General features: G+C 74.2%; 21 protein-coding genes. 14 read left to right on the top strand and 7 right to left on the bottom strand.

The genetic code is table 11. The features are described from left to right. The first annotated feature begins 209 nt into the window (after window positions 1-209). Both ACZ402_RS19825 and ACZ402_RS19820 read left to right on the top strand, forming a co-directional pair. Complete coding sequence (locus tag ACZ402_RS19825; protein ID WP_375823466.1) at window positions 210-1,223, top strand: amino acid ABC transporter permease; 1,014 nt, start codon at window positions 210-212, stop codon at window positions 1,221-1,223. A gap of 74 nt (window positions 1,224-1,297) precedes the next feature. Continuing rightward, on the top strand, window positions 1,298-2,062 hold the full coding sequence (locus ACZ402_RS19820; RefSeq protein ID WP_375823495.1) for an amino acid ABC transporter ATP-binding protein: 765 nt from the start codon (window positions 1,298-1,300) through the stop codon (window positions 2,060-2,062). Between the two features lie 111 nt (window positions 2,063-2,173). Here ACZ402_RS19820 and ACZ402_RS19815 read toward each other — a convergent pair whose 3' ends face one another. Continuing rightward, a complete protein-coding gene (locus ACZ402_RS19815; RefSeq protein ID WP_375823467.1) occupies window positions 2,174-2,398 on the bottom strand; it encodes a hypothetical protein in 225 nt (74 codons plus the stop codon). 188 nt (window positions 2,399-2,586) lie between these two features. Here ACZ402_RS19815 and ACZ402_RS19810 point away from each other — a divergent pair, with 188 nt between their 5' ends. Continuing rightward, window positions 2,587-3,027 (top strand): SRPBCC domain-containing protein, encoded by a 441-nt coding sequence (locus ACZ402_RS19810; RefSeq protein WP_375823468.1) that lies wholly within the window; start codon window positions 2,587-2,589, stop codon window positions 3,025-3,027. A 30-nt stretch (window positions 3,028-3,057) separates the two neighbouring features. Here the strand turns inward: ACZ402_RS19810 and ACZ402_RS19805 are convergent, their stop codons facing one another. After that, window positions 3,058-4,140, bottom strand: coding sequence for a hypothetical protein (locus tag ACZ402_RS19805; RefSeq protein ID WP_375823469.1), 1,083 nt, complete (start codon window positions 4,138-4,140; stop codon window positions 3,058-3,060). Window positions 4,141-4,419: 279 nt separating this feature from the next. Between ACZ402_RS19805 and ACZ402_RS19800 the strand changes: the two genes are divergently transcribed. Beyond that, the gene (locus ACZ402_RS19800) at window positions 4,420-8,280 is read left to right on the top strand and encodes a TM0106 family RecB-like putative nuclease (protein ID WP_375823470.1); all 3,861 of its coding nucleotides are present in this window, start codon (window positions 4,420-4,422) and stop codon (window positions 8,278-8,280) included. A gap of 175 nt (window positions 8,281-8,455) precedes the next feature. Here ACZ402_RS19800 and ACZ402_RS19795 read toward each other — a convergent pair whose 3' ends face one another. The 3 genes from ACZ402_RS19795 to ACZ402_RS19785 form a co-directional block, all read right to left on the bottom strand. Continuing rightward, the gene (locus ACZ402_RS19795) at window positions 8,456-8,917 is read right to left on the bottom strand and encodes a hypothetical protein (protein WP_375823471.1); all 462 of its coding nucleotides are present in this window, start codon (window positions 8,915-8,917) and stop codon (window positions 8,456-8,458) included. A 502-nt stretch (window positions 8,918-9,419) separates the two neighbouring features. Next, window positions 9,420-9,623 (bottom strand): transcription antiterminator/RNA stability regulator CspE, encoded by a 204-nt coding sequence (gene cspE / locus ACZ402_RS19790; protein ID WP_047231069.1) that lies wholly within the window; start codon window positions 9,621-9,623, stop codon window positions 9,420-9,422. Window positions 9,624-9,862: 239 nt separating this feature from the next. After that, the gene (locus ACZ402_RS19785; protein WP_375823472.1) at window positions 9,863-10,339 is read right to left on the bottom strand and encodes a nitroreductase family deazaflavin-dependent oxidoreductase; all 477 of its coding nucleotides are present in this window, start codon (window positions 10,337-10,339) and stop codon (window positions 9,863-9,865) included. Window positions 10,340-10,685: 346 nt separating this feature from the next. On the opposite strand from ACZ402_RS19785, the gene ACZ402_RS19780 reads away from it, so the two are divergent. From ACZ402_RS19780 to ACZ402_RS19760, 5 genes are all read left to right on the top strand, one after another. Further along, complete coding sequence (locus ACZ402_RS19780) at window positions 10,686-11,939, top strand: branched-chain amino acid ABC transporter substrate-binding protein (protein WP_375823473.1); 1,254 nt, start codon at window positions 10,686-10,688, stop codon at window positions 11,937-11,939. Window positions 11,940-12,053: 114 nt separating this feature from the next. Next, a complete protein-coding gene (locus tag ACZ402_RS19775) occupies window positions 12,054-13,112 on the top strand; it encodes a branched-chain amino acid ABC transporter permease (RefSeq protein ID WP_375823474.1) in 1,059 nt (352 codons plus the stop codon). Next, on the top strand, window positions 13,109-14,488 hold the full coding sequence (locus ACZ402_RS19770; protein WP_375823475.1) for a branched-chain amino acid ABC transporter permease: 1,380 nt from the start codon (window positions 13,109-13,111) through the stop codon (window positions 14,486-14,488). Before ACZ402_RS19775 ends, ACZ402_RS19770 begins: the two co-directional genes overlap by 4 nt. Continuing rightward, window positions 14,485-15,558, top strand: coding sequence for an ABC transporter ATP-binding protein (locus tag ACZ402_RS19765; RefSeq protein ID WP_375823476.1), 1,074 nt, complete (start codon window positions 14,485-14,487; stop codon window positions 15,556-15,558). The genes ACZ402_RS19770 and ACZ402_RS19765 overlap by 4 nt, the downstream gene beginning before the upstream one ends. After that, a complete protein-coding gene (locus tag ACZ402_RS19760) occupies window positions 15,545-16,264 on the top strand; it encodes an ABC transporter ATP-binding protein (protein WP_375823477.1) in 720 nt (239 codons plus the stop codon). The genes ACZ402_RS19765 and ACZ402_RS19760 overlap by 14 nt, the downstream gene beginning before the upstream one ends. Before the next feature lie 71 nt (window positions 16,265-16,335). Here ACZ402_RS19760 and ACZ402_RS19755 read toward each other — a convergent pair whose 3' ends face one another. After that, on the bottom strand, window positions 16,336-17,358 hold the full coding sequence (locus ACZ402_RS19755) for a GGDEF domain-containing protein (RefSeq protein ID WP_375823478.1): 1,023 nt from the start codon (window positions 17,356-17,358) through the stop codon (window positions 16,336-16,338). A 166-nt stretch (window positions 17,359-17,524) separates the two neighbouring features. On the opposite strand from ACZ402_RS19755, the gene ACZ402_RS19750 reads away from it, so the two are divergent. Together ACZ402_RS19750 and ACZ402_RS19745 are read left to right on the top strand one after the other, a co-directional pair. After that, window positions 17,525-19,363, top strand: a complete 1,839-nt coding sequence (locus ACZ402_RS19750) for an outer membrane protein assembly factor BamB family protein (protein WP_375823479.1) — start codon at window positions 17,525-17,527, stop codon at window positions 19,361-19,363. 21 nt (window positions 19,364-19,384) lie between these two features. Continuing rightward, on the top strand, window positions 19,385-21,151 hold the full coding sequence (locus ACZ402_RS19745; protein WP_375823480.1) for a hypothetical protein: 1,767 nt from the start codon (window positions 19,385-19,387) through the stop codon (window positions 21,149-21,151). A gap of 75 nt (window positions 21,152-21,226) precedes the next feature. Here the strand turns inward: ACZ402_RS19745 and ACZ402_RS19740 are convergent, their stop codons facing one another. Beyond that, window positions 21,227-22,162 carry a transglutaminase-like domain-containing protein gene (locus tag ACZ402_RS19740; protein WP_375823481.1) on the bottom strand — a complete coding sequence of 312 codons (936 nt, stop codon included), beginning with the start codon at window positions 22,160-22,162 and terminating at the stop codon, window positions 21,227-21,229. Window positions 22,163-22,303: 141 nt separating this feature from the next. Here ACZ402_RS19740 and ACZ402_RS19735 point away from each other — a divergent pair, with 141 nt between their 5' ends. The 3 genes from ACZ402_RS19735 (at window position 22,304) to ACZ402_RS19725 (ending at window position 24,685) form a co-directional block, all read left to right on the top strand. After that, window positions 22,304-23,785, top strand: a complete 1,482-nt coding sequence (locus ACZ402_RS19735; RefSeq protein WP_375823482.1) for a DUF1254 domain-containing protein — start codon at window positions 22,304-22,306, stop codon at window positions 23,783-23,785. A 135-nt stretch (window positions 23,786-23,920) separates the two neighbouring features. Next, entirely contained in the window at window positions 23,921-24,268 is a 348-nt protein-coding gene (locus ACZ402_RS19730; RefSeq protein WP_375823483.1) for a hypothetical protein, read from the top strand. A 3-nt stretch (window positions 24,269-24,271) separates the two neighbouring features. Then, the gene (locus tag ACZ402_RS19725; protein ID WP_375823484.1) at window positions 24,272-24,685 is read left to right on the top strand and encodes a PIN domain-containing protein; all 414 of its coding nucleotides are present in this window, start codon (window positions 24,272-24,274) and stop codon (window positions 24,683-24,685) included. Window positions 24,686-24,854 lie beyond the last annotated feature (169 nt).

Genomic DNA, 24,854 nt, shown 5'->3' with positions numbered 1-24,854 from the left:
GGGGGGGGGGCGGCGCCGCGGCGGCGCACCCCCCCGGGAATAACACCCGGGCCGGGGCCCCCCCCCCCCCCCCCCCCCCCCCCCCCCCCCCGCCGGGGGGGGGGGGCCCCCCGGGGGCCCCCCGCGACCGGCACACTGGACGCCTGCGCGGACGACGTCGTCCGTGCGGCCCGGCTCGTGCCCCGAGCCCCGACCCCCCGAGGTGCACCATGACCGGTAGGACACCCGGCGGCGACGCCGCCGGCGCACCGGGCGACGACCCGGTCCCCGACCGCATCCACGCCCGACCCGTCCCGCGGCCCGGCCGGTGGATCTCCGCCGTCGTGCTGCTGGTCCTCGCCGCGATGGCCGCGAACGCCCTGCTGACGAACGAGAAGTTCCGCTGGGACGTCGTCTGGCTCTACTTCCGCGACGTGACGGTCGTGCGCGGCGTGGGCTGGACGCTCGTGCTGACGTTCTGCTCGATGGCGATCGCGATCGTGCTCGCCGTGCTGCTCGCGATCATGCGACGGTCGGACAACCCCGTCATGAAGTCGGTGAGCTGGGGCTACATCTGGTTCTTCCGCGGCACCCCGATCTACACCCAGCTCGTGTTCTGGGGCCTGGTCTCGGTGCTCTACCCGCGCCTGAGCCTCGGCATCCCGTTCGGTCCCGAGTTCTTCGAGTTCCGCACGGCGGACCTGTTCACGGCGTTCGTGTGCGCGCTCATCGGGCTCTCGCTCAACGAGGCCGCGTACCTCGCCGAGATCGTGCGCGCGGGCCTCGGGTCCGTCGACCCGGGCCAGACCGAGGCCGCCAAGGCGCTCGGCATGAAGGACGGCAAGATCCTCCGGCGCATCGTGCTGCCGCAGGCGATGCGCGTCATCGTGCCCCCGACGGGCAACGAGACGATCTCCCTGCTCAAGACGACGTCGCTCGTCCTCGCCGTGCCGTTCACGCTCGACCTGCAGTACTCGACCAACGCCATCGGCAACCGGCTCTTCCTGCCGATCCCGCTGCTCATGGTCGCGGCGATCTGGTACCTGCTCATCACGAGCGTCCTCATGGTCGGCCAGCACTACATCGAGCGGTACTACGGCCGCGGGTTCGGCACGCAGACGACCCGACGCCGCGGGCGCGGGCCGGGAGGCGCGGGCGGCGGACGCCGGAAGCCCAGCAAGCAGGACCTCATCGCGGCGTCCGGCACGACCAAGGACGACCCCTTCCTGGAGGTGACCCCGTGAGCGGGACGCACGACGCGGCATCCTCGGCGGCCGGCCGCACGGAGGACCGGGCGCAGGCCGGCACGAGCACGCCGATGGTGCAGGTCGAGGGCCTGCACAAGATGTTCGGCGACCTGCACGTGCTCCGGGGCGTGGACCTCGAGGTCCCGCGCGGGTCGGTGTGCGTCGTCCTGGGGCCGTCCGGGTCGGGCAAGTCGACGCTCCTGCGCTGCGTCAACGAGCTCGAGGAGATCACGGGCGGGCGCGTCCGCGTCGACGGCGAGCTCATGGGCTACCGCGAGGTGACCAAGGACGGGCGCACACGCCTGCACCGCCTGCACCCCAAGGTCGTCGCGCGCCAGCGCTCGTGCATCGGCATGGTGTTCCAGCGCTTCAACCTGTTCCCGCACATGACCGCGCTCGAGAACGTCGCGGAGGCGCCGGTGCAGGTGCACGGGCTCGGGAAGGCGGCGGCGCGCGCGCGGGCCACCGAGCTCCTGGGGCGCGTCGGCCTCGCCGACCGCACCGACCACTACCCGGCGCAGCTCTCCGGCGGGCAGCAGCAGCGTGTGGCGATCGCGCGGGCGCTCGCGATGGAGCCCTCGCTCATGCTGTTCGACGAGCCGACGTCGGCGCTCGACCCCGAGCTCGTCGGCGAGGTGCTCGCCGTCATGCGCGACCTTGCGCGGTCCGGCATGACGATGATGGTCGTGACGCACGAGATCGGGTTCGCGCGCGAGGTCGCGGACACCGTCGTCTTCATGGACGAGGGCGTCATCGTCGAGCAGGGCACGCCCGAGCAGGTGCTCGGCGACCCGCAGCACGAGCGCACGCGGTCGTTCCTCGCGCACGTGCTGTAGGCGACGCCGCCGGACGGGTGTCGACGGGTGGCCGCGAGATCGGCCCGAGCGTCCGAGATCGACCCTCGGTGGGTCGACCTGGTGACGCGGGGGTCGATCTGGCGCTTCCGCTCAGCCTGCGCGACGGCGGCGCGGGAGCGCAGGGGTGTCGTGCGCCGCGAGGAGGCGCGGAGAGAGACCGGTGGGGCGTGCGACCGTGACCATCTCCCCGCTGAGCGCCCGGCCCAGGTGCACGAGCGGCAGCATGTTCTCGTGCTCGACCACGAGCGCGTCGTAGATCGGGGTCTCGCTGTCCGGGGCGGGGGCGAGGGAGTGGGAGAGGGATCGCGTCAGCACGCCTCCCACCTTCCGTGAACGACGTGCGTTCCGCGACCGGAAGCCGTGACGTGTCCGTGAGACGTTCGTGGAGACGTTCGCGGAGGACCGGCGACCGTGGGCCACCGGTGGCGGGACGTGGGGCGGCGCAGTTCAATGCTCCTGACGCGGGTCCGCCGCCGCGTCCGGGTCGTCCCCGGGAGGACCGCATGAGCCTCGCCCCGATCGTCCACGAGCTCCGCCTCGCGTGCCCCCTCGAGGTCGCCTTCGACACGTACGCCGACCGGATCGCGGAGTGGTGGCCGCCCGGGTTCACCGACGACGCCGCGTCGTTCTCCGGGCTCGTCGTCGAGCCCGTCGTCGGCGGCCGCGTGGTCGCGTCCCACGGCGTCGACGAGCACGTGTGGGGGCGCGTCACGCTCTGGGAGCGGGCGACGCACCTCGCGCACACGTTCACCCCGGGTCAGCCGCCCGGCCGGGCGTCGCTCGTCCGGCTCGACCTGCGGCCGAGCGCGACCGGGACCGCCGTGCGGTTCGAGCACGGCGGCTGGGCGCCCGGCAGCGAGCGCGTGCGGTCGCGCTTCACCGGCTGGCCGCGCATCCTCAGTCGCTACGCACGCCTCGCCGAGCACCCCGACCCGGAGAAGTGAGCCCCGGGCTCGCGGGGGACCGCTGCAGCCTCACCAGCCCCAGTCGCCCCAGTCCCAGCCGCCGTCGTCGGTGTTGCCGTTGTTGCCGTTGTTCCCGTTCCCGTTCCCGTTCCCGTTGCCGTTGCCGGGCTGGTCCTGCTGCTCGTCGCGCTCGTCCTGCTGCTTCTGCCGGTCGTCGAGCTCCTGCGACCGCTTGGCGGCGTCCTCCTCGGCCTTCGTGATCGCCGCCTCGCGCTCGGTGAGCTGCGTCGTCGCCGCGTCGAGCTCGGCGCGCTGCGACTCCAGGTCGGCGCGCTCCGACTCGAGCTGCTCGCGCTCGGCCGCGACCTCGCTCTGGACCCGCTGCGCCTCGGCCTTCTCGCGCTGCGCCTCGCCCTGCGCAGAGAGCGTCAGGCCGATGCCCACGAGCAGGCCGAGGGCGACGCCCGCGAGGCCGACGGCGGTCGGGACGAGCCACCGACGGCCGCGGTCGGGGGCGGCGTCCTCGTCGTCGTCGGCGCCGGGAAGCGCGAGCGGACCGACGCCCCCGGTGGCGCGCACCGGGCTCGCCGTCGCGCGCGGCGGTGCCGCGGCCGGGCCAGTGGGCGTCGGACCGACGGGGACGACGCCGGAGCGTGCGGCCCCGGCCGAGACCGCCGGTGCCGTGACCGTCGGGCGCGCGGCAGGGTCGTCCAGCAGCGCGCCGAGCGCGGGGAGGATCATCGTGGAGCTGGCGACCGGGTGGTCGTCGACGGCGCCCGTCGCGACCGGGGCGAGCGTCGCCACGTGCGTCGCGTCGGCCGCAGGACCCGCGGGGTGCGCGACCCCGGTCACACCCACCGCCGGGGTCGCGCCGGACGAGCGCTCCCGCAGCGACCGGCGGGTCGGCGTCGCCCCCGCGGGAGCGAGGTGCTCGGAGGGCAGCGGCTCGGTCGTCCGGAGCACCGGCGCGTCCGGGAGGGGCACGGGGGCCGAGGGTACCTGGGACACCGGGGACGCGGAGGCCGCCGCGTCCTCCCAGAACACCCACCCCGGGGGCGGGGCCGGCCAGGACGGGTCCGGGTGCCAGTCGGTCGTGGGGGTGAAGCCCTCGGGGACGGGCCACCCCGGGGGCGGTACGAACCGCACGGCCATGGGTCCTCCTTCGGTAGCGCCCGGGTCACGGTCGACGGGGACGCGGGGTCTCGACGGGGCTCCGGGTTCGACGGGAACAGTAGGGGAGTCGTGGCCTCCGGCACGAATCGCGCCGGCCGGGAGGACGGCGCCGGAACCGCTGTCCCCCGGGCGTGCGCCCGAGGCACGGCCGCGCCCGCGGCCCGGCGTCGTGGGTGGTCGCTGGTAGAACGGACGCAGACCGGCGAGGCGGCCCTGCTCCCGTCTCGGCGGCGGTCGTCCCCTGACCCGGAGGTGTGCGTGTTCCTCGTCGACGAGCCGGCGCTGCGGACCGCAGCGGCCGACCCTGGCCGGACCGCCACCGGCGGCGCGCCCGCGCGCGAGCGCGCCCTCGTGCACTCGGCGAGCGACCTCGTCGTCGCCGCCGAGTGCGAGTACCGGCTCCTGTGCCGGCTCGACGAGCAGCTCGGCCGGGCCCCGCGTCCCGACGCGGCGGAGGACGCCGTGCTCGCGCGCACCGCCGCGCTCGGCGCGCGGCACGAGCGCGAGGTCCTCGCGCGCTACGAGGCCGCGCACGGCGCGTTCGACCCGACGACGGGACGCGGCGTCGTGCGCCTCGAGCCGCCCCGCGGGATCTCCTGGGACGAGCTCGTGGCCGCGCAGGCGCGCACGCTCGCCGCGCTCGAGGCCGGGGCCGACGTCGTGCACCAGGCGGCCTTCTTCGACGGCTCCTTCCACGGGCGCGCGGACTTCCTCGTCCGGACCGGCACCGACGACGCGGGGGCGGCCCGCTACGCCGTCGTCGACACCAAGCTCGCGCGGCGCGCCAAGGTCCCCGCGCTCCTGCAGCTTGCCGCGTACGGCGACCAGCTCCAGGCCGCGGGCGTGCCCGTCGATCCCGACGTCTCGCTCGTGCTCGGCACGCGCGAGCGCACGTCCCACTGCCTCGCGGACCTCCTGCCCGTGTTCCGGGACCGCCGCGACCGGCTCGTGCGGCTCACGGCCGAGCACGTCGCGCGCGACGGTCGCGCCCCCTGGGACGACCCTGCCGTCCGGGCGTGCGGGCGCTGCGCCGAATGCCGGGCGCAGATCGAGTCCCACCGCGACGTGCTGCTCGTGGGCGGGGTGTACGAGTCGCAGCGCGCACGGCTGCACGCGGCGGGGATCCGCACGATCGACGAGCTCGCGGCCGCGACCGACGAGACGCCGGTCCCCGACGGCATGAGCCGGTCCACGTTCGCGAAGGTGCGGCGTCAGGCCGCGCTCCAGCTCGGCACGGGCCCGTCCGACGGCACGGTCGTGTGGGCCGACGCGTCGGGGCCGCACGAGCTCTCGTGGCGCATCGACGACCCGACGCCCGTGCTCGCGCTGCCCGCGCCGAGCCCCGGCGACGTCTTCTTCGACTTCGAGGGCGACCCGCTGTGGACGGACGAGGGCGGCACGAGCTGGGGCCTCGACTACCTGTTCGGCTGGGTCGAGCGCCCCGCCGCGCCCGAGGACCGCCCTCCCTTCCACGCGCTCTGGGCGCACGACCTCGCGGCGGAGCGCGACGCCCTCGTCGCGTTCGTCGACCACGTCAACGCGCGCCGCCGCACGTACCCGGACCTGCACGTCTACCACTACGCCGACTACGAGCGCGCGCACCTGCTCGCCATCGCCGCGCGGCACGGCGTGTACGAGGAGGAGGTCGACGACCTCCTGCGCGACGGCGTGCTCGTCGACCTGTACGCCGTCGTGCGCCAGGCGCTGCACGTCTCCGACAAGTCCCGGTCGATCAAGAAGCTCGAGCCGCTCTACATGGGCGACGAGCTGCGCACCGGCGACGTGACCACCGCCGCCGCGTCCGTCGTCGCGTACGCGGAGTACACCGCCCTGCGCGAGGCGGGGCGCGACGACGAGGCCGAAGAGCTGCTCCGCGGGATCGCGGACTACAACCGGTACGACTGCGTGTCGACGCTGCGGCTGGGGGAGTGGTTGCGTCATGCGGTTCTCGCCTCCGAGGTGGTCGCCTCGGGTGCGGTGTCGGGGGAGGTGCGCGCCGTCTACCATCCGCGCCGCTCGTCCCTCGCGGCGCTCCCGCCAGACCCGACCACGACGGCGCGCACCTCCCCCGACACCGCCATGTCCGTCACCTCTCCCAGGGGCGAGACCGCGCCCGACAGGCGGGGTGAAGATCCGGCGGACGTCGAGCTGCGGGAGCGGCCGTCCGCGGTGGTGCTGGAGGAGGAGATCCGGGAGGTCGTGGGGGAGGACCGGGCCCGGCGCGGCGACGACGAGCGGGCGCTCGCGCTGTACGGCGCGGCGGCGGGGTACTTCCGGCGCGAGGCGAAGCCGTTCTGGCACGAGCACTACTCGCGGCTCTCGCTCCCGGTGGACGAGTGGCTGGGGAGGCGCAACGCGTTCCTCGTCGAGCAGGCCGAGGTCGTCTCGGGCTGGGAGGTCGAACCGGGGCGCCGGACGCGGTCGCGCCGCCTGGAGCTCGTGGGTCGTCTCCCCGAGGGGAGCGACCTGCGCGTCGGGGTGGCGCCGTACGTGCTCTACGACCCGCCCCTGCCCCCGTGCGCCAAGACCGCCGCCGACGGCGTGCGCGGCTGGCTCACGGGGGCGTCGGTCGTGGACGCCGGGCGTCGGGCGACGCCCGCGGGCGACCGGGACGTGCTGGTCGTGCGCGAGCAGCTCCCGACCGGTGCCGAGCCGTTCGACGCGACCCCCGTCGCCCTCACCCCGTCTCCCGGCCCGAGCGCCAAGCCGCTCGAGGCGGCCGCGGAGGCCGCTGCCCGGGCCGCGCTCGGCACGTGGCGGACGACGGGGTCGCTGCCGCTCGACGCCGCGACCGACGTGCTCCTGCGGCGACCCCCGCGGCTTGCGCCGGAGACCGCCGTGCGGTCGGACGGCGCGCGCGTCCCGGCAGGTGCCGACGGTCCGGCCGCTCCCGGGCTCCCGCCCGTCGTGGACGGCGACGTGGTCACGGCGGTCACGACCGCCGTCGAACGCCTCGACGACTCGTACCTCGCCGTCCAGGGGCCGCCCGGGACGGGCAAGACGTACGTGGGGTCGCGCGTGGTCGCCCGGCTCGTCGCCCAGGGCTGGCGCGTCGGGGTCGTCGCGCAGTCGCACGCGGTCGTCGAGAACATGCTGCGGGCGGTCGTGCTCGGGGCGGGCGTCCCGCGCGAGGTCGTGGCGAAGAAGGTCGCGGCGGACGGCCCGTCGCCGCGCGCCGTGTACGACGAGCTCGACGGCACCCACCTCGCGGCGTTCGCGACGCAGCCGGGGCCGCGCGTCGTCGGCGGCACCGCCTGGGACTTCGCGGCGGACCGGCTCCCGCCCGGCACGCTCGACCTGCTCGTCGTCGACGAGGCGGGCCAGCTCTCGCTCGCGACCACCGTCGCGGTGTCGCGCGCCGCGCACCGGCTCCTCCTGCTCGGCGACCCGCAGCAGCTCCCGCAGGTGAGCCAGGGACGCCACCCGGAGCCCGTCGACCGCTCGGCGCTGGGCTGGCTCGCGGACGGTCACGGCGTGCTGCCCGCGCGCCGCGGCTACTTCCTGCCCGTGACGTGGCGCCTGCACCCGCGCCTCGCGCAGGCCGTCTCCACCCTCGCGTACGAGGACCGTCTCCACGCGCACCCGTGCACCGCGGCCCGCGTGCTCGACGGCGTCCCGCCCGGCGTCGAGCAGGTGCTCGTGGAGCACGAGGGGAACTCGGTGCGCTCGCCCGAGGAGGCGGCCGAGGTCGTCCGGCAGGTGGAGCGCGTCCTCGGACGGTCGTGGACGACGACGGTCGACGGGGCCACGGAGGAACGTCCCCTCGGCCAGGGCGACGTGCTGGTCGTCGCGGCGTACAACGCCCAGGTGTGGGCCGTGCGCGCGGCGCTCGAGGCCGCGGGCTACCCGGACGTCGAGGTGGGCACGGTCGACCGGTTCCAGGGGAAGGAGGCGCCGGTCGTCGTGGTGACGCTCGCCGCGTCCTCGGGCCGCGACGCCTCCCGCGGCCTCGGGTTCCTGCTGTCGCGGCACCGCGTCAACGTCGCGGTCTCGCGGGCGCAGTGGCGCGCGGTCGTCGTGCGGTCGCCCGGGCTCACCGACGCGCTGCCGCACTCGACGCGCGGCGTGGAAGAGCTCGGCGCGTTCCTCGGGCTGACGGGCTCCGCGCCTCTGGGCTGACCCGCCGCCGACTTGTCCCGCCGCCGACCTGCCCCGCCGCCGACCTGGCCCGACGACGGGCACAGGCCGACGGCGGTGCCGGCACGGATCCGGACCGCGGCCAGGGATGTCGGCCCCGGCGTCACGGGGTCGGAGCCCCGCCGTCACGGGGTCGGGAGCCGGCGGTCGAGCCGGGTCAGAACTCGCCGAAGCCCCCGAAGTCGTCGAAGCCGCCGCCGAAGTCGCCGCCGAAGTCGCCGCCGAAGTCTCCGCCGCCGTCGTCGTACCCGCCGCCCGCGGGGTCCCCGCCCGAGGCCTCGACGGCACCGCCGTCGCCGCCCTCGGCCGCGCCGGGGTCCGCGGCGCCCTGCTCGGCCGCGGCGTCCTCCGCGACGGGCTGCGTCGGGTCGGCGAACGCGGGCCCGAAGAGGGCGTTCGCGACCGCCGAGCCGATGACGACGCCCGCGATCGTGCCGAGCAGGCTCGAGCCGACCATGGCGCCGAAGCCGGGTGCGCCCTGCCCGCGACCGGCGAACGTGCGCTCGAGGGTCCCGGGCTGGCGCATCTCGGCCCGCGTCGCCATCCGGGCGAGGTCCTGCGGCGCGTCGGACGTCGCGCGCTCCGACGCCGGCACCTGCTCCCCGAGCTCCGTGAGCACCTGTCGCCGCTGCGCGGGCGTCAGGCGGGCCCGGGGTGCTGGGTCGGGTGCTGCGCCGGCGAGCCGTAGGGGCCCGCCTGCGGGGCGCCGTACGGGTCGCGCGGCTCGCGGCCGAGGAGCCGGTCCAGGAATCCCATGGGTCGTCCTCCGAGTTCGGTGGCGCGGCGTCGTGCGCTCGCGCGTGGCTCGTGGCCGGTACGGCTCACTCCCGGACCAACGCGGAGCCTCGCCCCGCGGTTCCGCCCGCGCCGCCGAACCCGGGGTTGGGCGCCACCCGCGCCCTCCCGTACCCCGCGACCCCGGGTTCGCGAGGGCGCGCTCTCCGCCGAGCCCGGGGTGACGCGTCATGTCGAGCGTCGCGTGACCCGCAGCCACCGGTTCGGCACCTCACCCGACGGACGACCGGGCCCGGACGCACGAGTGCCCCCGACCGGAGGGTCGGGGGCACTCGGTGAACGATCGGTCGGCGCGACCCGCGAGGGTCGTCACCGGGGAGATCGGATCAGATCGCGCGGATGTTCTCCGCCTGCGGGCCCTTGGGGCCCTGCGTCACGTCGAACTCGACGCGCTGGTTCTCCTCCAGCGTGCGGAAGCCCTGCGACTGGATCGCGGAGTAGTGCGCGAACACGTCGGCCGAGCCGTCCTCGGGGGCGATGAAGCCGTAGCCCTTCTCGCTGTTGAACCACTTCACGGTTCCGGTAGCCATTGTTACTCCTTCAAGAGTGTGGAAACACCCCCCGCGGGCGCAGGGGAGTACATCACGGTGTTCGTCGTCAACTCTTGGGTAACAAGGTCCGCCGGGCGCCCGCCGGGTGGCGGTCACAACGACGCGAGGACAAGCGAGGCACTGCAATCTCGGGGTCAACCGTACAGGGTATGCCCCTTCTTGGCCATGGCTTGCCCGGCGAGTGTCGCGACGTGCTCACGAGGGCCCGACGTCGCAGGTCACGCCCCGAGCGCGGTCAGCTCCACCACGGGCACGACCCGTCGCCAGTCGGCCTCCTCGCGCTCGGCGGCGAGCGGCTCTGCCCATTCCCGGAGCACCGGTTCCAGCATCGCCCAGTCGCGCTCGTGCCGGGTGGCGTACCCGCGCAGGAGGCGGGCGCCGTCGTCGGGCGCGAGCGTGCGTGCTGTGCTCCGTACGTGACGCCGCCATCCCACCCAGACGAGCACGCGCGGGTCCGCCACGACGTTGCGGTACCACTGCGAGCGCGGTCCCAGACCCGCGACGACGACCCACGTGCCGGGTGCCGGTCGGTCCGTGACCTCGAGGACGACGTAGCGCGTGGCTCCCGTCGTGCGCCCGCGGTGGGCGAGCAGCAGGAGCCTGCCTCCGGCGAGGAAGCCGAGGCCGGACCGAAAGAGGGTGATCGGGGACCGGACGAGCCATCGGGTGTGCAGGATGCGGGATGCGAGGGCCATCACCCCACCGTAGGCCGACGCCGAAAACGGCACATCCGTACCGTCCACGGAACGAAACGAGACCCTTACGTTACGAGTCGGTAACAACTCCCTGCGTCCCACGAAATCCGATCCGCCTACGTTCGCGTCACCCAGGAACGCGGAGGCGCCACCTCCCGCGGATTCGTGGGTCCGGAGCCCTCCGAGATGCCGCGGAGGGCTCCGGGCGACACGTCCGCGGGCCGGTTTCGCCCCCGGGTGACCTGTGTCACTATTCAGCACGCAATTCAGTGTTGAATTCAGCGATCGACCGCGGAGAGAAGCGGCGTGGCCGCCCTCCGCGGGGATCAGGACCACGGAGGTTGGCATGCATCGCACAGCACGACGGGCGAGCGGGGGTGCTGCCCTGCTCCTCGCGGCCACTCTCGTCCTCACCGCCTGCGGTCCCCAGTCCCAGGGCGGCGGAGACGACGAGACGACCGGGACGTCGACCGAGACCGACGACGGTGGCTCGGCCGACCTGAGCATCGTCCCGTCGGTCCAGATCGACATCGACGGCGCCGAGGTCGAGGCGACCGAGGCCGGCAACCCGGCCGACCCGGCCGGCGACGGCAGCGCCGAGTGCGCCGAGGGCACGTCGATCGCGATGGCTGGTGCCCTCACCGGCCCGAACGCCGCGCTCGGCCTGAACATCCAGTACGGGGCGCAGGTCGCGGTGGACGCGTTCAACGAGGCGAACCCCGGCTGCCAGGTCACGCTCAAGCCGTTCGACACCGAGGGCGACCCGCAGAAGGCCACCCAGGTCGCGCCGCAGATCGTCGGCGACGCGTCCGTGCTCGGTCTGCTCGGCCCGGCGTTCTCGGGCGAGACCGCCGCGACCGGCGACGTCTTCAACCAGGCGGGCCTGCTGTCGCTCTCGGCGTCGGCCACGAACCCCGACCTCACGACGAACGGCTGGACCAACTTCTTCCGCGGCCTCGCCAACGACGCCGTCCAGGGTCCGTCGGTCGCCAAGTACCTCGTCAACACGAAGGAGTTCGGCAGCGTCTGCGTCGTCTCCGACAACTCGGACTACGGCATCGGCCTCGCCCAGCAGATCACCGAGGGCCTGGGCGACGCCGCGAACGAGGACTGCGCCGCCGAGGTCAAGACCGGCGACAAGGACTTCTCGGCCGCCGTCCAGATCATCTCGGGCGCCGACGCCGATGCGGTCTTCTACGCCGGCTACTACGCGGAGGCCGCGCCGTTCGTGCAGGGCCTGCGCGACGGCGGCGTCGACATCCCGTTCGTCTCGGCGGACGGCACGAACGACCCGCAGTTCGTCTCCCAGGCGGGTGCCGCGTCGAAGGGCGCGATCCTCTCCTGCCCGTGCGGCCCGGCCCCGGAGGACTTCGCGGCCATGTACGAGGAGTCGGCCGGCCAGGCACCGGGCGTCTACTCGGTCGAGGGCTACGACCTCGCGACGGTCATGCTCACCGGCATCGCCTCGGGCGTGACCGACCGTGCGGGCCTGATCGACTACGTGGCGAACTACTCGGGTGAGGGCCTGGCCCGCACCTACGAGTGGGACGACACGGGCGAGCTCGCCTCGGCGCTCATCTGGATCTACGAGGTCCAGTAGTCCGACGACGACGGGCGCCCTGCCCCGACGCCCCCGCACCGCGCGGGGGTCGGCGGGCGGGGCGCCCGTCGTGGACCACGACCTCGTACACCAGAGAAAGAATCAGGGAGCGTCATGCCCGCTCTTGCTGACGCGCTGATGCACAGCGCGACCGCCGGTCCCCTCGTCCACCAGTCCCTCATCGACTTCAACATCGCGGGCCTCGCCCGGAACTTCTGGGGCCTCACCATCGAGGGCCTCACGTACGGCGCGATCTACGCGCTCGTGGCCGTCGGCTACACGCTCGTCTACGGCGTGCTGCGGCTCATCAACTTCGCCCACTCCGAGGTCTTCATGCTCGGCATGTTCGGGCAGTACGCGACCCTCATGCTCCTGGGCTTCTACCCGAGCGGGAACGCGTACGACAAGGGCATCGCGCTCACCGTCCTCTACCTCGGCATCGCGATGCTCGGCGGGATGCTCGTCGCGGGCGGCGCCGCCGTCGGGCTGGAACGCGTGGCCTACAGGCCGCTGCGACGGCGCGGCGCACCGGCGCTCGTCTTCCTCATCACCGCGATCGGGATGTCGTTCATCATCCAGGAGTTCGTGCACTTCGTGCTGCCGAAGCTCACGGGCGGCACCCTGGGCGGCGTCAACGCGCAGCAGCCGATCCGGCTCGTGCAGCCCGAGGTGCAGTTCACCATCGGCGGCGCGCCGGTCACGAACATCACGCTCGTCATCATCCTGTCGGCGCTCGTCCTCGCGCTCGCGACGGACATGTTCATCAACCGGACCAAGTTCGGCCGCGGCATCCGCGCCGTCGCGCAGGACCCGGTGACCGCGACCCTCATGGGCGTCTCGCGCGAGCGCGTCATCATGCTGACGTTCCTCATCGGCGGCATCCTCGCCGGTGCGGCGGCGCTCCTGTACACGCTGCGCGTGCCGAACGGGATCATCTACTCCGGCGGCTTCATCCTCGGCATCAAGGCGTTCTGCGCCGCGGTGCTCGGCGGGATCGGCAACCTGCGCGGCGCGCTGCTCGGCGGCCTGCTGCTCGGCGTCATGGAGAACTACGGCCAGGTCGTGTTCGGGACGGAGTGGCGCGACGTCGTCGCGTTCGTGCTCCTCATCGTCGTCCTCATGTTCCGTCCGACGGGCATCCTCGGCGAGTCGCTGGGGAGGGCCCGCGCATGAGCACCTCGACCCCCGCACCGCAGCCGGCGCCCGAGGGCCGTCCCACGTCCATGCCCCCCGTGGGCCGGGTCGCGACGAAGGACCGCCCGCACGGCGGCGTCGGCGACCGGTTCCGCCTGTGGTGGGACGCCCAGGCGCGGCCCACCCAGTGGCTGATCGGCGTGCCGTTCCTGATCTTCATGGCGCTCGTGCCGGTGCTCAACATCCCGGTGCTCACCACGGTGGGCACCAACTTCGGCGGCGTGATGGCGCAGTTCGGCATGATCGCGCTCATCGCCATCGGCCTCAACGTCGTGGTGGGCCAGGCCGGCCTGCTCGACCTCGGGTACGTCGGCTTCTACGCCATCGGCGCGTACACGGTCGCGATCCTCACGAGCCCGGACAGCCCGTGGAACCAGACGGACGAGTGGCTGTCGAGCGACTGGGCCTGGCTCGCGGCGCTCCCCGTCGCGGTCGCGATCACGTCCTTGTCCGGCCTGATCCTCGGCTCGCCCACGCTGCGCCTGCGCGGCGACTACCTCGCCATCGTCACGCTCGGGTTCGGCGAGATCGTCCGGCTCCTCGCGGACAACCTCGACGAGCTCACGGGCGGCGGCCAGGGCCTGCGCGGCGTGGCCTACCCGCGCGTCGGGGCCTCGGAGGAGCTGCCCAACGGCGTCTTCTCCGCGGGCAACGCCGCGGGCACGCTCAACTCGGGCGTGTGGTGGTACTGGCTCAGCCTCGTGTTCATCGTCATCTCGCTCCTCCTCGTGGGGAACCTGGAGCGCTCGCGCGTCGGGCGCGCCTGGGTCGCGATCCGCGAGGACGAGGACGCGGCGGAGATCATGGGCGTCCCGACCTTCCGCTTCAAGCTGTGGGCGTTCGTCATCGGCGCGTCGATCGGCGGCGTCGCGGGCGCGCTCTACGCGGGCCAGGTGCAGTTCGTCATCCCGACGAACTTCAACGTCATCAACTCCGTGCTCTTCCTCTGCGCGGTCGTGCTCGGCGGGCAGGGCAACAAGCTCGGGGTGATCCTCGGCGCGTTCATCATCGTGTACCTGCCGAACTTCTTCCTCGGCCGGACCGAGCTCTTCGGCATCCCGATCAACGGCAACGAGATCGCGAGCTACCGGTACCTGTTCTTCGGGATCGCGCTGGTCGTGCTCATGATCTTCCGTCCACAGGGCCTGATCCCCGTCCGGCAGAAGCTGCTCGCCTACGGGCGCGAGCTCTACGTGGCGGCGCGCCGCACGGCGCAGGCCGCCACGCGGTCGGGGTCCGACGACGGTGCGCGGCCGGGCTCCCCGGCCGTCGCCACGGCGTCGGGCGGCTCGCGTCCGACGACGGGCGGGACCGGCACGGGAGAGAGCACGACGGACGGGGAGGAGACCCGATGAGCACCCACGACCCCGGCGGTATCGGTGCGGGCGGCGAGCACGGCGACGAGCACCTCGCGTCGTCGGGCCGCGCCGACTCCTCGCGCGCCGACCTCTACATGCCGGGCGCCGTCCTGGAGGAGCCCGCGATCGTCGACGTCGCCGAGGTGCGGCCCGAGCTCGCGAACCCCGACCTCGTCGACGCGATGGTCGCGCCGGACCGCACGGTCCACGCGAAGGTCGGCGAGCCGCTGCTGCAGATGCAGAACGTCACCGTGCAGTTCGGCGGCCTCGTCGCGCTGAACGACGTGACGTTCGACATCCGGCGCGGCGAGATCCTGGGCCTCATCGGGCCGAACGGCGCGGGCAAGACGACGGCGTTCAACGCGATGACCGGCGTCTACCGGCCCACGCAGGGGCAGGTCGTGTTCGACGGCTCCCCGGTCGGCAAGCTCAAGCGCTACCGGATCACGCAGCGCGGCATCGCCCGCACGTTCCAGAACATCCGCCTGTTCAACGAGATGACGGCGCTCGAGAACGTCGTCGTCGGGTCGGACGCGCGGCACCGCACCTCGGTCCCGGGCGCGTTGTTCCGCACCCCGCGCCACCGGCGCGAGGAGCGGGACGCGATCGACCGGGCGCTCGCGCTGCTCGAGTTCGTGGGCGTCGGCGGGCGGGCGACGGAGAAGGCGCGCAACCTCTCCTACGGCGACCAGCGCCGTCTGGAGATCGCGCGCGCCCTGGCCACCGAGCCCAAGCTCCTGTGCCTCGACGAGCCCGCGGCGGGCTTCAACCCGGCGGAGAAGGAGTCCCTCATGGACCTCATCCGCCACATCCGCGACGACGGCTACACCGTCCTGCTCATCGAGCACGACATGCGTCTCGTCCGCGGGGTGACGGACCGGATCGTCGTGCTCGAGTTCGGGCGCGTCATCGCGGACGGCACGCCCGACGAGGTCACGAGCGACCCCAAGGTCATCGCGGCCTACCTGGGCGTTCCCGACGAGGAGATGGACGGGGAGCCGACCGCCGCCGACGACCGGCCCGCCGCCCCCACGACCGAAGGAGGTGGCGACGATGCCTCTGCTTGAGCTGCAGGACATGACGGTCGCCTACGGGCGGATCGAGGCGGTGCGGGGCATCTCGATCACCGTCGAGGAGGGTGAGCTCGTCACCCTCATCGGGGCGAACGGCGCCGGGAAGACGACGACGATGCGCGCGATCTCGGGCATCCGCCCGGTCTCGCGCGGCAAGGTTCTCTTCGACGGCAAGGACATCACCAGGATGAAGGCCCACCTGCGCGTGCTCGAGGGCATCGTGCAGGCACCCGAGGGCCGCGGGATCTTCCCCGGCATGACCGTCATCGAGAACCTCGAGATGGGCTCGTACGCGCGCACGTTCGCGTCGAAGGCCGAGCACGACGAGACCCTCGACCGGGTGTTCGACCTCTTCCCGCGCCTCGCCGAGCGCAAGGAGCAGGTGGGCGGCACGATGTCCGGCGGCGAGCAGCAGATGCTGGCGATCGGGCGCGCGCTCATGGCTCGCCCGCGGCTCCTGCTGCTCGACGAGCCGTCGATGGGCCTCGCGCCCATGGTCATCCAGCAGATCTTCCGCATCGTGTCGGAGATCAACGCCCAGGGCACGACGGTCCTGCTCGTGGAGCAGAACGCGCAGCAGGCGCTGTCGCGCTCCGACCGCGCCTACGTGCTGGAGACGGGCGAGGTGGTGCGCACCGGCGGCGGCAAGGAGCTGCTGGCCGACTCGAGCATCAAGGAGGCCTACCTCGGCGTGGCCTGACCCCTGGCCCGACCCTCGGCCCGGCCGGTCGACCACGCCTCCACGCGCTGTCGAGCACGACATGGGTGCTGTTATCCGACGGATAACGGCACCCATGTCGTGTTCGGCGGGGTGGGTGTGTTCGGCGGCGTGGGTGTGTTCGGCGGGGTGGGGGCCGCCGCGAGGCGGGCCTCGCCCTCGCGCACGAGCTCGTCGGCGTCCGCCGCTCCGGCGACGGACCACGTGAGCGACGTGCGGAACGTCGGCCGGATCCGGCCCTCGGGCGCGCCGAGCTGGGCGAGGACCTCCTGGCGCAGGGCCTCGGCGCTCGCGGCGGCCTCGACGTCGCCCATCGCGGGCAGGGTCGCGAGGACCGCGAACCGGTCGCCGTCGACGCGGCCCGCCTCGCAACCCCCGGGGAGCCACGACCGCAGGCTCCGACCGACCCCCGTGAGGAGGGCGTCCCCGGCGTCCTGCCCGTGGACGGCGTTGACACCGGCCATGTCCTGGACGTCGAGCAGGAGCAGCACGACGCGCGTGCCGCCGTGCGCGACCAGCCGGCAGCGCCGCGTGAGCGAGTGCCACGTGCTGCGGCGCGAGAGCAGTCCCGTGAGCGGGTCGTGCGTGGACCGCTCCGCGAGCGTGCCGACGAGCGAGCGCACGAGCTCCGCCGCGCCGACGCTCGCCCAGCGGCCGCCGCGGACGAGGACGTCGTCGTACCGGCGGTCGTCGGGCCGGGACATGGCGAGCGTCGCGACCTCCGTGACGGCCGCCGTCGGCGCGACGACGAGCGGGGCCCAGTCCGTGACGCTCGCGACGGGCCGGCGCTCCAGGACGGCGCGGCCGTAGCCGAGCCGGCCGGTGAGCGCGGCGACGAGGCTCGCGCGCACCACGACCCCCGTGCGCGGGCCCGGAGCGCCCGGCGGGGGGACCTCGTCGTCGTGCACGACGACGCACGCGACGTCGGGGTTGCGGAACACGACCTCGAGCTGCCCGACGGGCATGGAGGAGCCGACCGACAGGACCGGCCGCGCGAGGTCGGCGACGGTGCCGCTCGCGCGCGCCGGCGGGCGTATCGCGGTGTGCTGGGCCAGCTCGGTGAGTTCGTCGTGCACACGGGCAGTGTGGCGGCGCCGCGACGGTCGCGGCCGGGGCGAGCACGAGTGTTCGTCGAGAGTTCACGACGGCGTCACGCGCCGGTCGTCGGGCGTCACCGGAGCGGCACGGGCGCGGCGCGCGTCCGGGGCGGGAGCTACCGCGAGGTCCCCTAGGCTGGACGGCGTGCCGCTCCGACGCCGTGACGCCCGGGACCGACTGACCTTCGAGCTGGTCGAGTCGGCGGACGCGGACGCGGACCTCGAGGACGACACGCCGGCCTGGGGCTCCGCGACCGGGCCCGCTGCGGCGCCGCGCACCGTCGCCGCAGGCCCGGTCTGGTCGGGTGCCGCGCGGTCGGGCGCGGTGCGGCCGGTCGCCCTCGACGCAGCCGTTCCCGGACCCGACGCCCCGGACCAGGACGCCGAGGACGCGCCCGACGGGGACGAGCCTCCCTCCGCGGGGGACGGCCCCGACGGTCCGCGGGCGGCTCGACCCGGGCGACGCGCCGCCGTCGTCGGGGCCGTCGCCGCCGGGGTCGCGCTCGTGCTCGGCGGGATGCTCGCGGTCGACGCGTGGCACGGCCGGGCCGGTCTCGACCGCCTGCGCGCCGCACCGGGCGGGGTCGAGCCGCTGCCGGACGCCCCGCGGGAGCAGTGGACCACCGACGTGGGGCTCACCGGTGGCCTCGCGCTGCTGCCCGGCAGCATCGTGACGGTCGCGGACGGGGAGGCGGTCGCCGTCTCGCTCGACAGCGGCGAGGAGCGCTGGCGGGTCGACGTCGGGAAGGACGCGACGTGCGGGAGCGGGCCCTTCTGGTCCCTGCCGTCGGGGGAGCCGGACGACACGCTCGTGTGCGTCGCCCCCGTCCCCGAGTCCTCGGGAGGGATCGTCCGCGACGGTTCGCTGGAGCTCGACCCCATGACCGGGCGCGTCGTCGCCGCGACCTGGACGATCACGGTGGTCGACGACGACGGCGAGGTGCTGGGTCAGCGTGACGCGAGCACGGACGGCGCGCTCCTGACCCCGGGCCCGGACGGGACGGTCCTCCGCGCCGAGCGCGTGGGCGAGATGCCGACGGGCGACGGAGCCGTGGTCGAGCAGGACCTGACGACGGGCGAGCTGAGCGGCATCCCGGAGGGCCGTCCCGCCGTCGTCCAGGTCGAGGACGCGCTCACGGGCGACGTGCGCTGGGAGGCGGAGCTCCCCTTCGTCGCCGGGGCGGGACAGTGCATCACGTGGAGCGAGGCCGACGGCGAGGAGACGATCCGCGCCGACCTGGAGAACCTGTGGACGGCGGTCGAGACGCGCCTGGTGCGCGTCGAGGGCTGCGGCGTCACGTCGTGGTTCACGCCCGACGGCACACGTCTGGACGAGCCCGACAACCCCGTCGACGGGGTCGTCGCGCTCGTCGACGGCACCTACTTCCGTGACCCGACCGGCTACGACTGGATACCGACGGTCCGGACGGAGCCGACGTCGGCACCGGCGGTCCTCGGAGCGGACGGGTCGGTGCACTGGGAGCCGCCGGGCAGCGTCCTCTCGCCGACGGCGACCGACGGGCGCCCGGTGCCGACCTTCGTGCGGGACGGCCTGGACCTCGTCGCGTTCGACGCCGAGGGCACCGAGCTGTGGCGCACGTCCGAGCAGAGCAACCCCGACGCGGTGCTGGTCGCCGCGGGCGGGACGCTCGTCGTCTCCCAGGGGTACGGGGACGGCGCCCTGACGGGCCTCGACCTCACGACGGGCGGCGAACGCTGGTCGCTCGACCGCGAGGAGCTGAGCGCGGGGCTGGAGGTCGGGGCGGGCTGGTCGGCCGACGTGGCCTACACGGACGGGTCCCGTGCGATCCTCGCCGTCTCCGACTGGGAGGCGGGGACGACGTCGCTGCTCGCGCTCGACCTCGCCGACGGCGTCGTCGCGTGGACGGCGCAGACCACCGGTCAGGACGGGGGTTCCTGGGTCGCGCCGCTCCAGGGGCGGCTCCTGCGGATGAGCGAGACGGAGATCACCCGGCTCGGTTGACGGCCGTCCTACTCTGAGCGTGTGCCGCTCCGACGACGAGACGGCGGTGACGACCGCCGCACGTTCGAGCTCGTCGAGTCGGCCGGGATGGACGTGGACCCCGACCTCCTCGACGCGCCGCACCCCGTGCTGCTCGGTGCGCTCCCGCGCGGAACCCCTCCCGGTCTCGGGGCGTACGACGCGACGGTGCCCGCCGGCGACGGCCCGGACGGGGTGGGCGTCGAGGGGACGCCCCCTGATCCGCGCGAGCCGCGCGAGCCGCGCGAGCCGCGCGAGCCGCGCGAGCCGCGCGGGGACCGCAGGCGAGCGCGCTGGGTCGCCGCCGCCGTGGTGACCGGCGTCGTGGCGGTGCTCGTGGGCGGGATGCTCGTCGTCGACACGGTGACGAGCCGTGACGCGCAGGAGCGGCTCGAGGTCGCGCGCGGGGCGGTGCGGCCCCTCGACGCCGCCCCGACCGAGCGGTGGACGGCGCCGGCCGCGACGGACCGCGGCGTCGGGTTCCTGCCGGGCCTGCTCGTCACCGTCGAGGGCGACGAGGCGGTCGCGCTGGACCTGGACACCGGTGCCGAGGCCTGGCGCGCCCCGCTCGGCGGGGACGAGGCCGTGTGCGGGTCGTCGTGGAGCCCGTGGGAGCCGTCGGGTGCCACCTCGCGCGAGGTCGTGTGCGTCGCGGGGTCCGGCGTGGGGCCGTTCTGGTACGAGCCCGGGGCGCGGTCACAGCCCGAGCCGGGCGCGGACGTCCCCCCGGCGCACGTGACGGTGCTCGGCGCGGCGGGGCAGGTCGTGGGGGAGCGCGACGTCGCGGTGGGCGGCGCGGTGCTCGTGCCGGGCCCCGACGGCGGCCTGGTCCGGGCCGAGCGCGTCGGGGAGCCGGGGGAGCCGAGCGGGCCGCCCGTCGCGGTCGACCCGGGTGCGGGCGAGTCGGTCGACGGCGTCGCAGGGCGGGACGTGGTCGTGACGGTCGAGGACGCCCTGACGGGCGACGTGCGCTGGCGCAGCGAGCTCCCGTTCCAGGACGTGCCGTGGTCGTGCACCACGTGGGACCCGGAGACGGGCGGCGAGGAGATCGACCCGGACCGGCTCACGCTCGTCGCGACGGAGTCGCTGGTCGACGTCGTCGGCTGCGGCGTCGCGGCGTCGTTCCTCCCGGACGGCGAGCGCCTGGACGACCCGGACCTGCCGGCCGACGGCGCCGTGCCGCTCGCGGGCGGGCGGTTCCTCGTGGACACCGACCGGCAGGGCACGACCGGGGCGCTGCGACCCGACCGGGTGCTCGACGCCGCGGGGGTGCCCGTCCTCGACGCACCGGGCGAGGTGCTCGACCCGCAGGCGACCGACGACCCGGCGCCCGGCGTGCTCCTCGTGCGCGACGGGATCGACCTGCGCGCGTACGACGAGGAGGGTGCGCGCCTGTGGACGTACGACGGCGCGCGCGTCCCGGAGGTCGTCCACGTGCTCGCGGAGGGCACGGCCGTCGTCGGGACGGCGAGCACGGTCTTCGGGCTCGACGCGCTCTCCGGCGAGCCGACGTGGTCGCGGTTCCTCGACGACCTCGGGGGCTACGAGGGCTGGTCGGCGAGGGTGACGCAGGCCTTCACGGACGGTCGGTGCGCGATCCTCGTGCTGGTCGACCCGGCCACGGGCACGCACCCTCGCATGGTCGCGCTCGAGCTGTCCTCGGGATCGGTCGTCTGGGAGCAGGACCTGGACGGGGAGCGGGCGTCGTTCGTCCCCGTGCAGGGCCGGCTCCTGCGCTGGGACGGGGAGACGGTCGCGCTGCTCGGCTGAGCCGCACCCCGGCCCGGCCGACGAGACCCGCCCGCGGGGCTCACCCGTCGGGCCGGACGGGCGCACCCGACGGGCTCACCCGACGAGAGCAGCGTCCCGCGGGACGGCGGCCCAGCCGGTCCGGCGCGCGGTGAGGTCGGTCCAGCCGAGCCGGCCGGTGGGCGACCACGTCGTCACGTAGCGCCCGGGCCGCAGGCGGTCGTCCGTCGCCCACAGGACGGTGAGCGCCGCCTCGGCGGTCCGGTCGCCCGCGTCAGCCTGGAGCGTGAGGTCGGCGACCCGGTCGGTGAGCGCCACGGCACGCGCGTCCGGCGCGGCGCCGGGCAGGGCGGCCGCTCCCCACACGTCCCACAGCAGGAGCTCGTGCCGCTGCCGGTGCGCGAGGTCGGCGAGCACGTACCGCTGCACGAGCCCGGGCCCCGTCAGCCACGGCACGTCGGGACCGACGCCGTGGTCGGCGAGGTCGCGGCGTCCGGCGCGGTACGCCGTCCAGACCTCCGCGGCGGTCTCGAAGGGCGACCCCTCGCCGGCCGGCAGGTCGAACGGGTCGAACGCGACGTCGTCGGGCGCGAGCTCGGGGTCGGACCGCACCCACCGGGCGCCGTCGTGCCGCTCCACGACGACGTGGTCGTGGTGGAACCCGTCCGACCCGAGGTAGCCCGCGAACCCGAGGCGTGTCCGGGCCGGGACGCCGTGCTCGCGCAGGACGGCGACGGCGAGGAGGGAGTGGTCGCGGCAGCATCCGCCGACCTGACGCTCGGGGGAGCGGGGCGCGTCGAGGTGGCCGGGCGAGCGCTCCACGACCGCGTCGAGGATCGACGCCGTCCAGCGCCGGTCGACGTCGTCGAGCTGGTCCGGCGTGGCGGTGGTCGCCCCGGCGCGGTAGTGCACGACGGCGTTCGTCACGGCCGCGTGCAGGCTCGCCGGGTCGGGTGCCACGGCCGCGAGGAGCGGCCCGTGGTGACGCGGGTCGGAGTAGGGGCTGTGGGTGGCGTAGCGCGAGACGTCCATGCGGCGAGCCTCGGGTCCGCCCCAGGGGCAGGGTCAAGCCTTCCTCCCGGTGGCGGTGCGGTGGCCCTCGACCTACGGTCGGCGCAGCCGCTCGGCGTCGAGCGCGCGTGCCGTGCACCGATCGACGAAGGGGCCTGAGCCATGTCCGACGCGAGCACCGAGACCAGCACCGGGACCAGCACCGGGACCAGCACGGCGACGAGCGCCGGGGCCGACGCCCTGGCCGCGGCGGTCGCCGCGGTGAGCACGCCGTCGCCGGTGGACACGCCGCTGGGGCGGTTCGAGCTGGTCGACGGGGTGCCGACCCCGGAGTCGGTCGAGCGGCTCTACGGGTCCCTGGACTTCCTGCGCGGCGTGGAGGCGTTCCTCAGCGCGATGCCCGGCGCGTCGCTCGTGGCGATGCGGCGCGGGTTCCGCGAGCTCGGCCTCCTGCGCTCCAACCAGGTCGGCTACACCGACCCGCGGGCCGACTCGGGCGGCATCTTCCTCACGCCGAACACGGCGACGACGTACGGGTCGCTCTTCGTCGACCTGCGCGAGACGGGCCCGCTCGTCATCGAGCCCCCCAAGAACTCGCTGTGCGTGGTGGACGACTTCTGGTTCCGCTACGTGGCCGACATGGGCATCGCGGGCCCGGACCGCGGCGAGGGCGGGCGCTACCTGTTCCTCCCGCCCGGCTACGACGACGAGGTGCCGGACCGCTACTTCGTCTACCGGACGCCCACGTTCACCAACTGGGTCGTGCTGCGCGCGCTCGGCGGCGTCCCGGCGATGAAGGAGACGCGGATCTACCCGCTCGCGGACGCGGGGGACCCGCCGCCGACCGAGTTCGTCAACATCGCGGGGACGCGCGTCAACACCGTGCACGCCAACGACGCCTCGTTCTTCGACGAGGTCGCCGAGATCGTCGCGGAGGAGCCGACGAGCGCGCTCGACCCGGAGCGCGCGGGCCTGCTGCGCGCCGTGGGCATCGCGCCCGGCCGCCCGTTCGCCCCGAGCCCGGAGCTGCGCGCGACGCTCGACACCGCCGCGCGCGCGGGCGCGGCGGTCAGCCGTGCGCTCGTCTACTCGCCGCGCGACCCGGAGGCGCGGATCGCGCCCGGGTCGAGCTGGCTCCAGGCGTTCCTCGGCGGCTCGTACGAGTTCCTCGCCGACGGCGCGCGCCTGCTGGACGCGCGCACGCAGTTCCACTTCTTCGCGACCGTCATCACCCCCGCCATGGCGCACGCCCAGGTCGGGGCCGGGTCGGCGTACGCCTACACGGCCCACGACGCGCAGGGCCGGATCCTCGACGGGGCGCGCACGTACCGGCTCGTGCTGCCGCCGAACCCGCCCGCGAAGAACTTCTGGTCGGTGGACCTCTACGACACCCAGACCCGGTCGCTGCTCCAGACCGACGACCCGTACCCGAGCCTCCTGAGCCTCAGCGGCACCGTGGCCACGGAGGAGGACGGCAGCACCGTGCTGTGGTTCGGCCCGGAGCCCCCGGCGGGACGCGAGTCCAACTGGGTCGGGACCGTCCCGGGCAGGTCGTGGTTCCCCATGCTGCGCCTCTACGGGCCGCTCGAGCCGTGGTTCGACCGCACCTGGCTCCCGGGGGACCTGGAGCTCGTCGAGGACTGACACCCGAGTGGCACGACGACACAAGCGTCCGGCGCTGGGTCGACCGCCCCAGGCCGGGACTGGTGTGGCCGAGCATCCGCGATATCGATCCGCTCCGATCTGATATCCTGGAGGGGATGTCGAGGGGAGCCCATCATGAGCATGGCGAAGCAGCGCAAGGCCGACGCCCCGGACGGGGCAACGGCGACGGCCAGGACTGTCTCAAAGACCGTCACGCGAGTTCATGTCGACCTGCGGGCCGGTGAGGCCAAGCCCACGGTGGTGCGCGCGAACCCGCAGGCGTTGGCCCGGGCCAAGAAGCTCCTCGGCTACAAGTCCAACCAAGAGATGGTCATCGATCTGATCCAGAACGCCGTCGACGAGGAGGAGATGCGCGAGGAGCGAGTTCACGCTCAGCGAAAGGCGCTGTCGATGCTCGATGACCTGGATGTCTCCGACCTCGCGGAGGTCACCCAGTTCCGACCTGTCGAACGGACTGTGTGAGGCGTGGCCGGCTACATCGTCGACAACTCGGTGTGGGGTCGGATCAAGGTTCCTGAGGTTCGGCACGCAGTGGACGGCCTGACCGACGTGATCTACACGGTCACCCCCCAGCGTCTGGAGTTCCTTTACTCGGCCACGTCCCAGGAGGACTTCGACAAGCAGCAGCGGTTCCTCGACGCCGTCGGGGTGTACCTCGAGCCCGCTGACGACCTCAACGACACCTGCGAGGACATCCAGCGAGCGTTGGCGACACACGGCAAGCTGCGGTCGGTTGGTCCCGTCGACGTGATGATCGCGGCATATGCCTACCGACACCGTCTCACCGTGCTGCACTACGACTCCGACTTCAGCGACCACATCGCCGCCTCGGTCCAGGGGTTCCAGCAGGAGTGGGTCGTCCCTCGCGGCTCGCTCTGACCGAGGACCAGGCCCTCCCGACGGCCGGCCTCTCGCCCACGCCCCGGTCGTTTGGCGACGCGCTTCGTAGGTGGGCCCTAGGCCCTGTCCTGCGAATGTTCTTGGCATGTGTCCGGTAATGTCCGGGTTGTGGGTGTGGGGCGTGGTGAGCTGACTGACACGGCGTGGG

It is taken from the genome of Cellulosimicrobium sp. NPDC030954, assembly GCF_055571305.1.
Note: the sequence above shows the minus strand (reverse complement) of the source record. Positions and strands in the feature narration are given on the sequence as shown.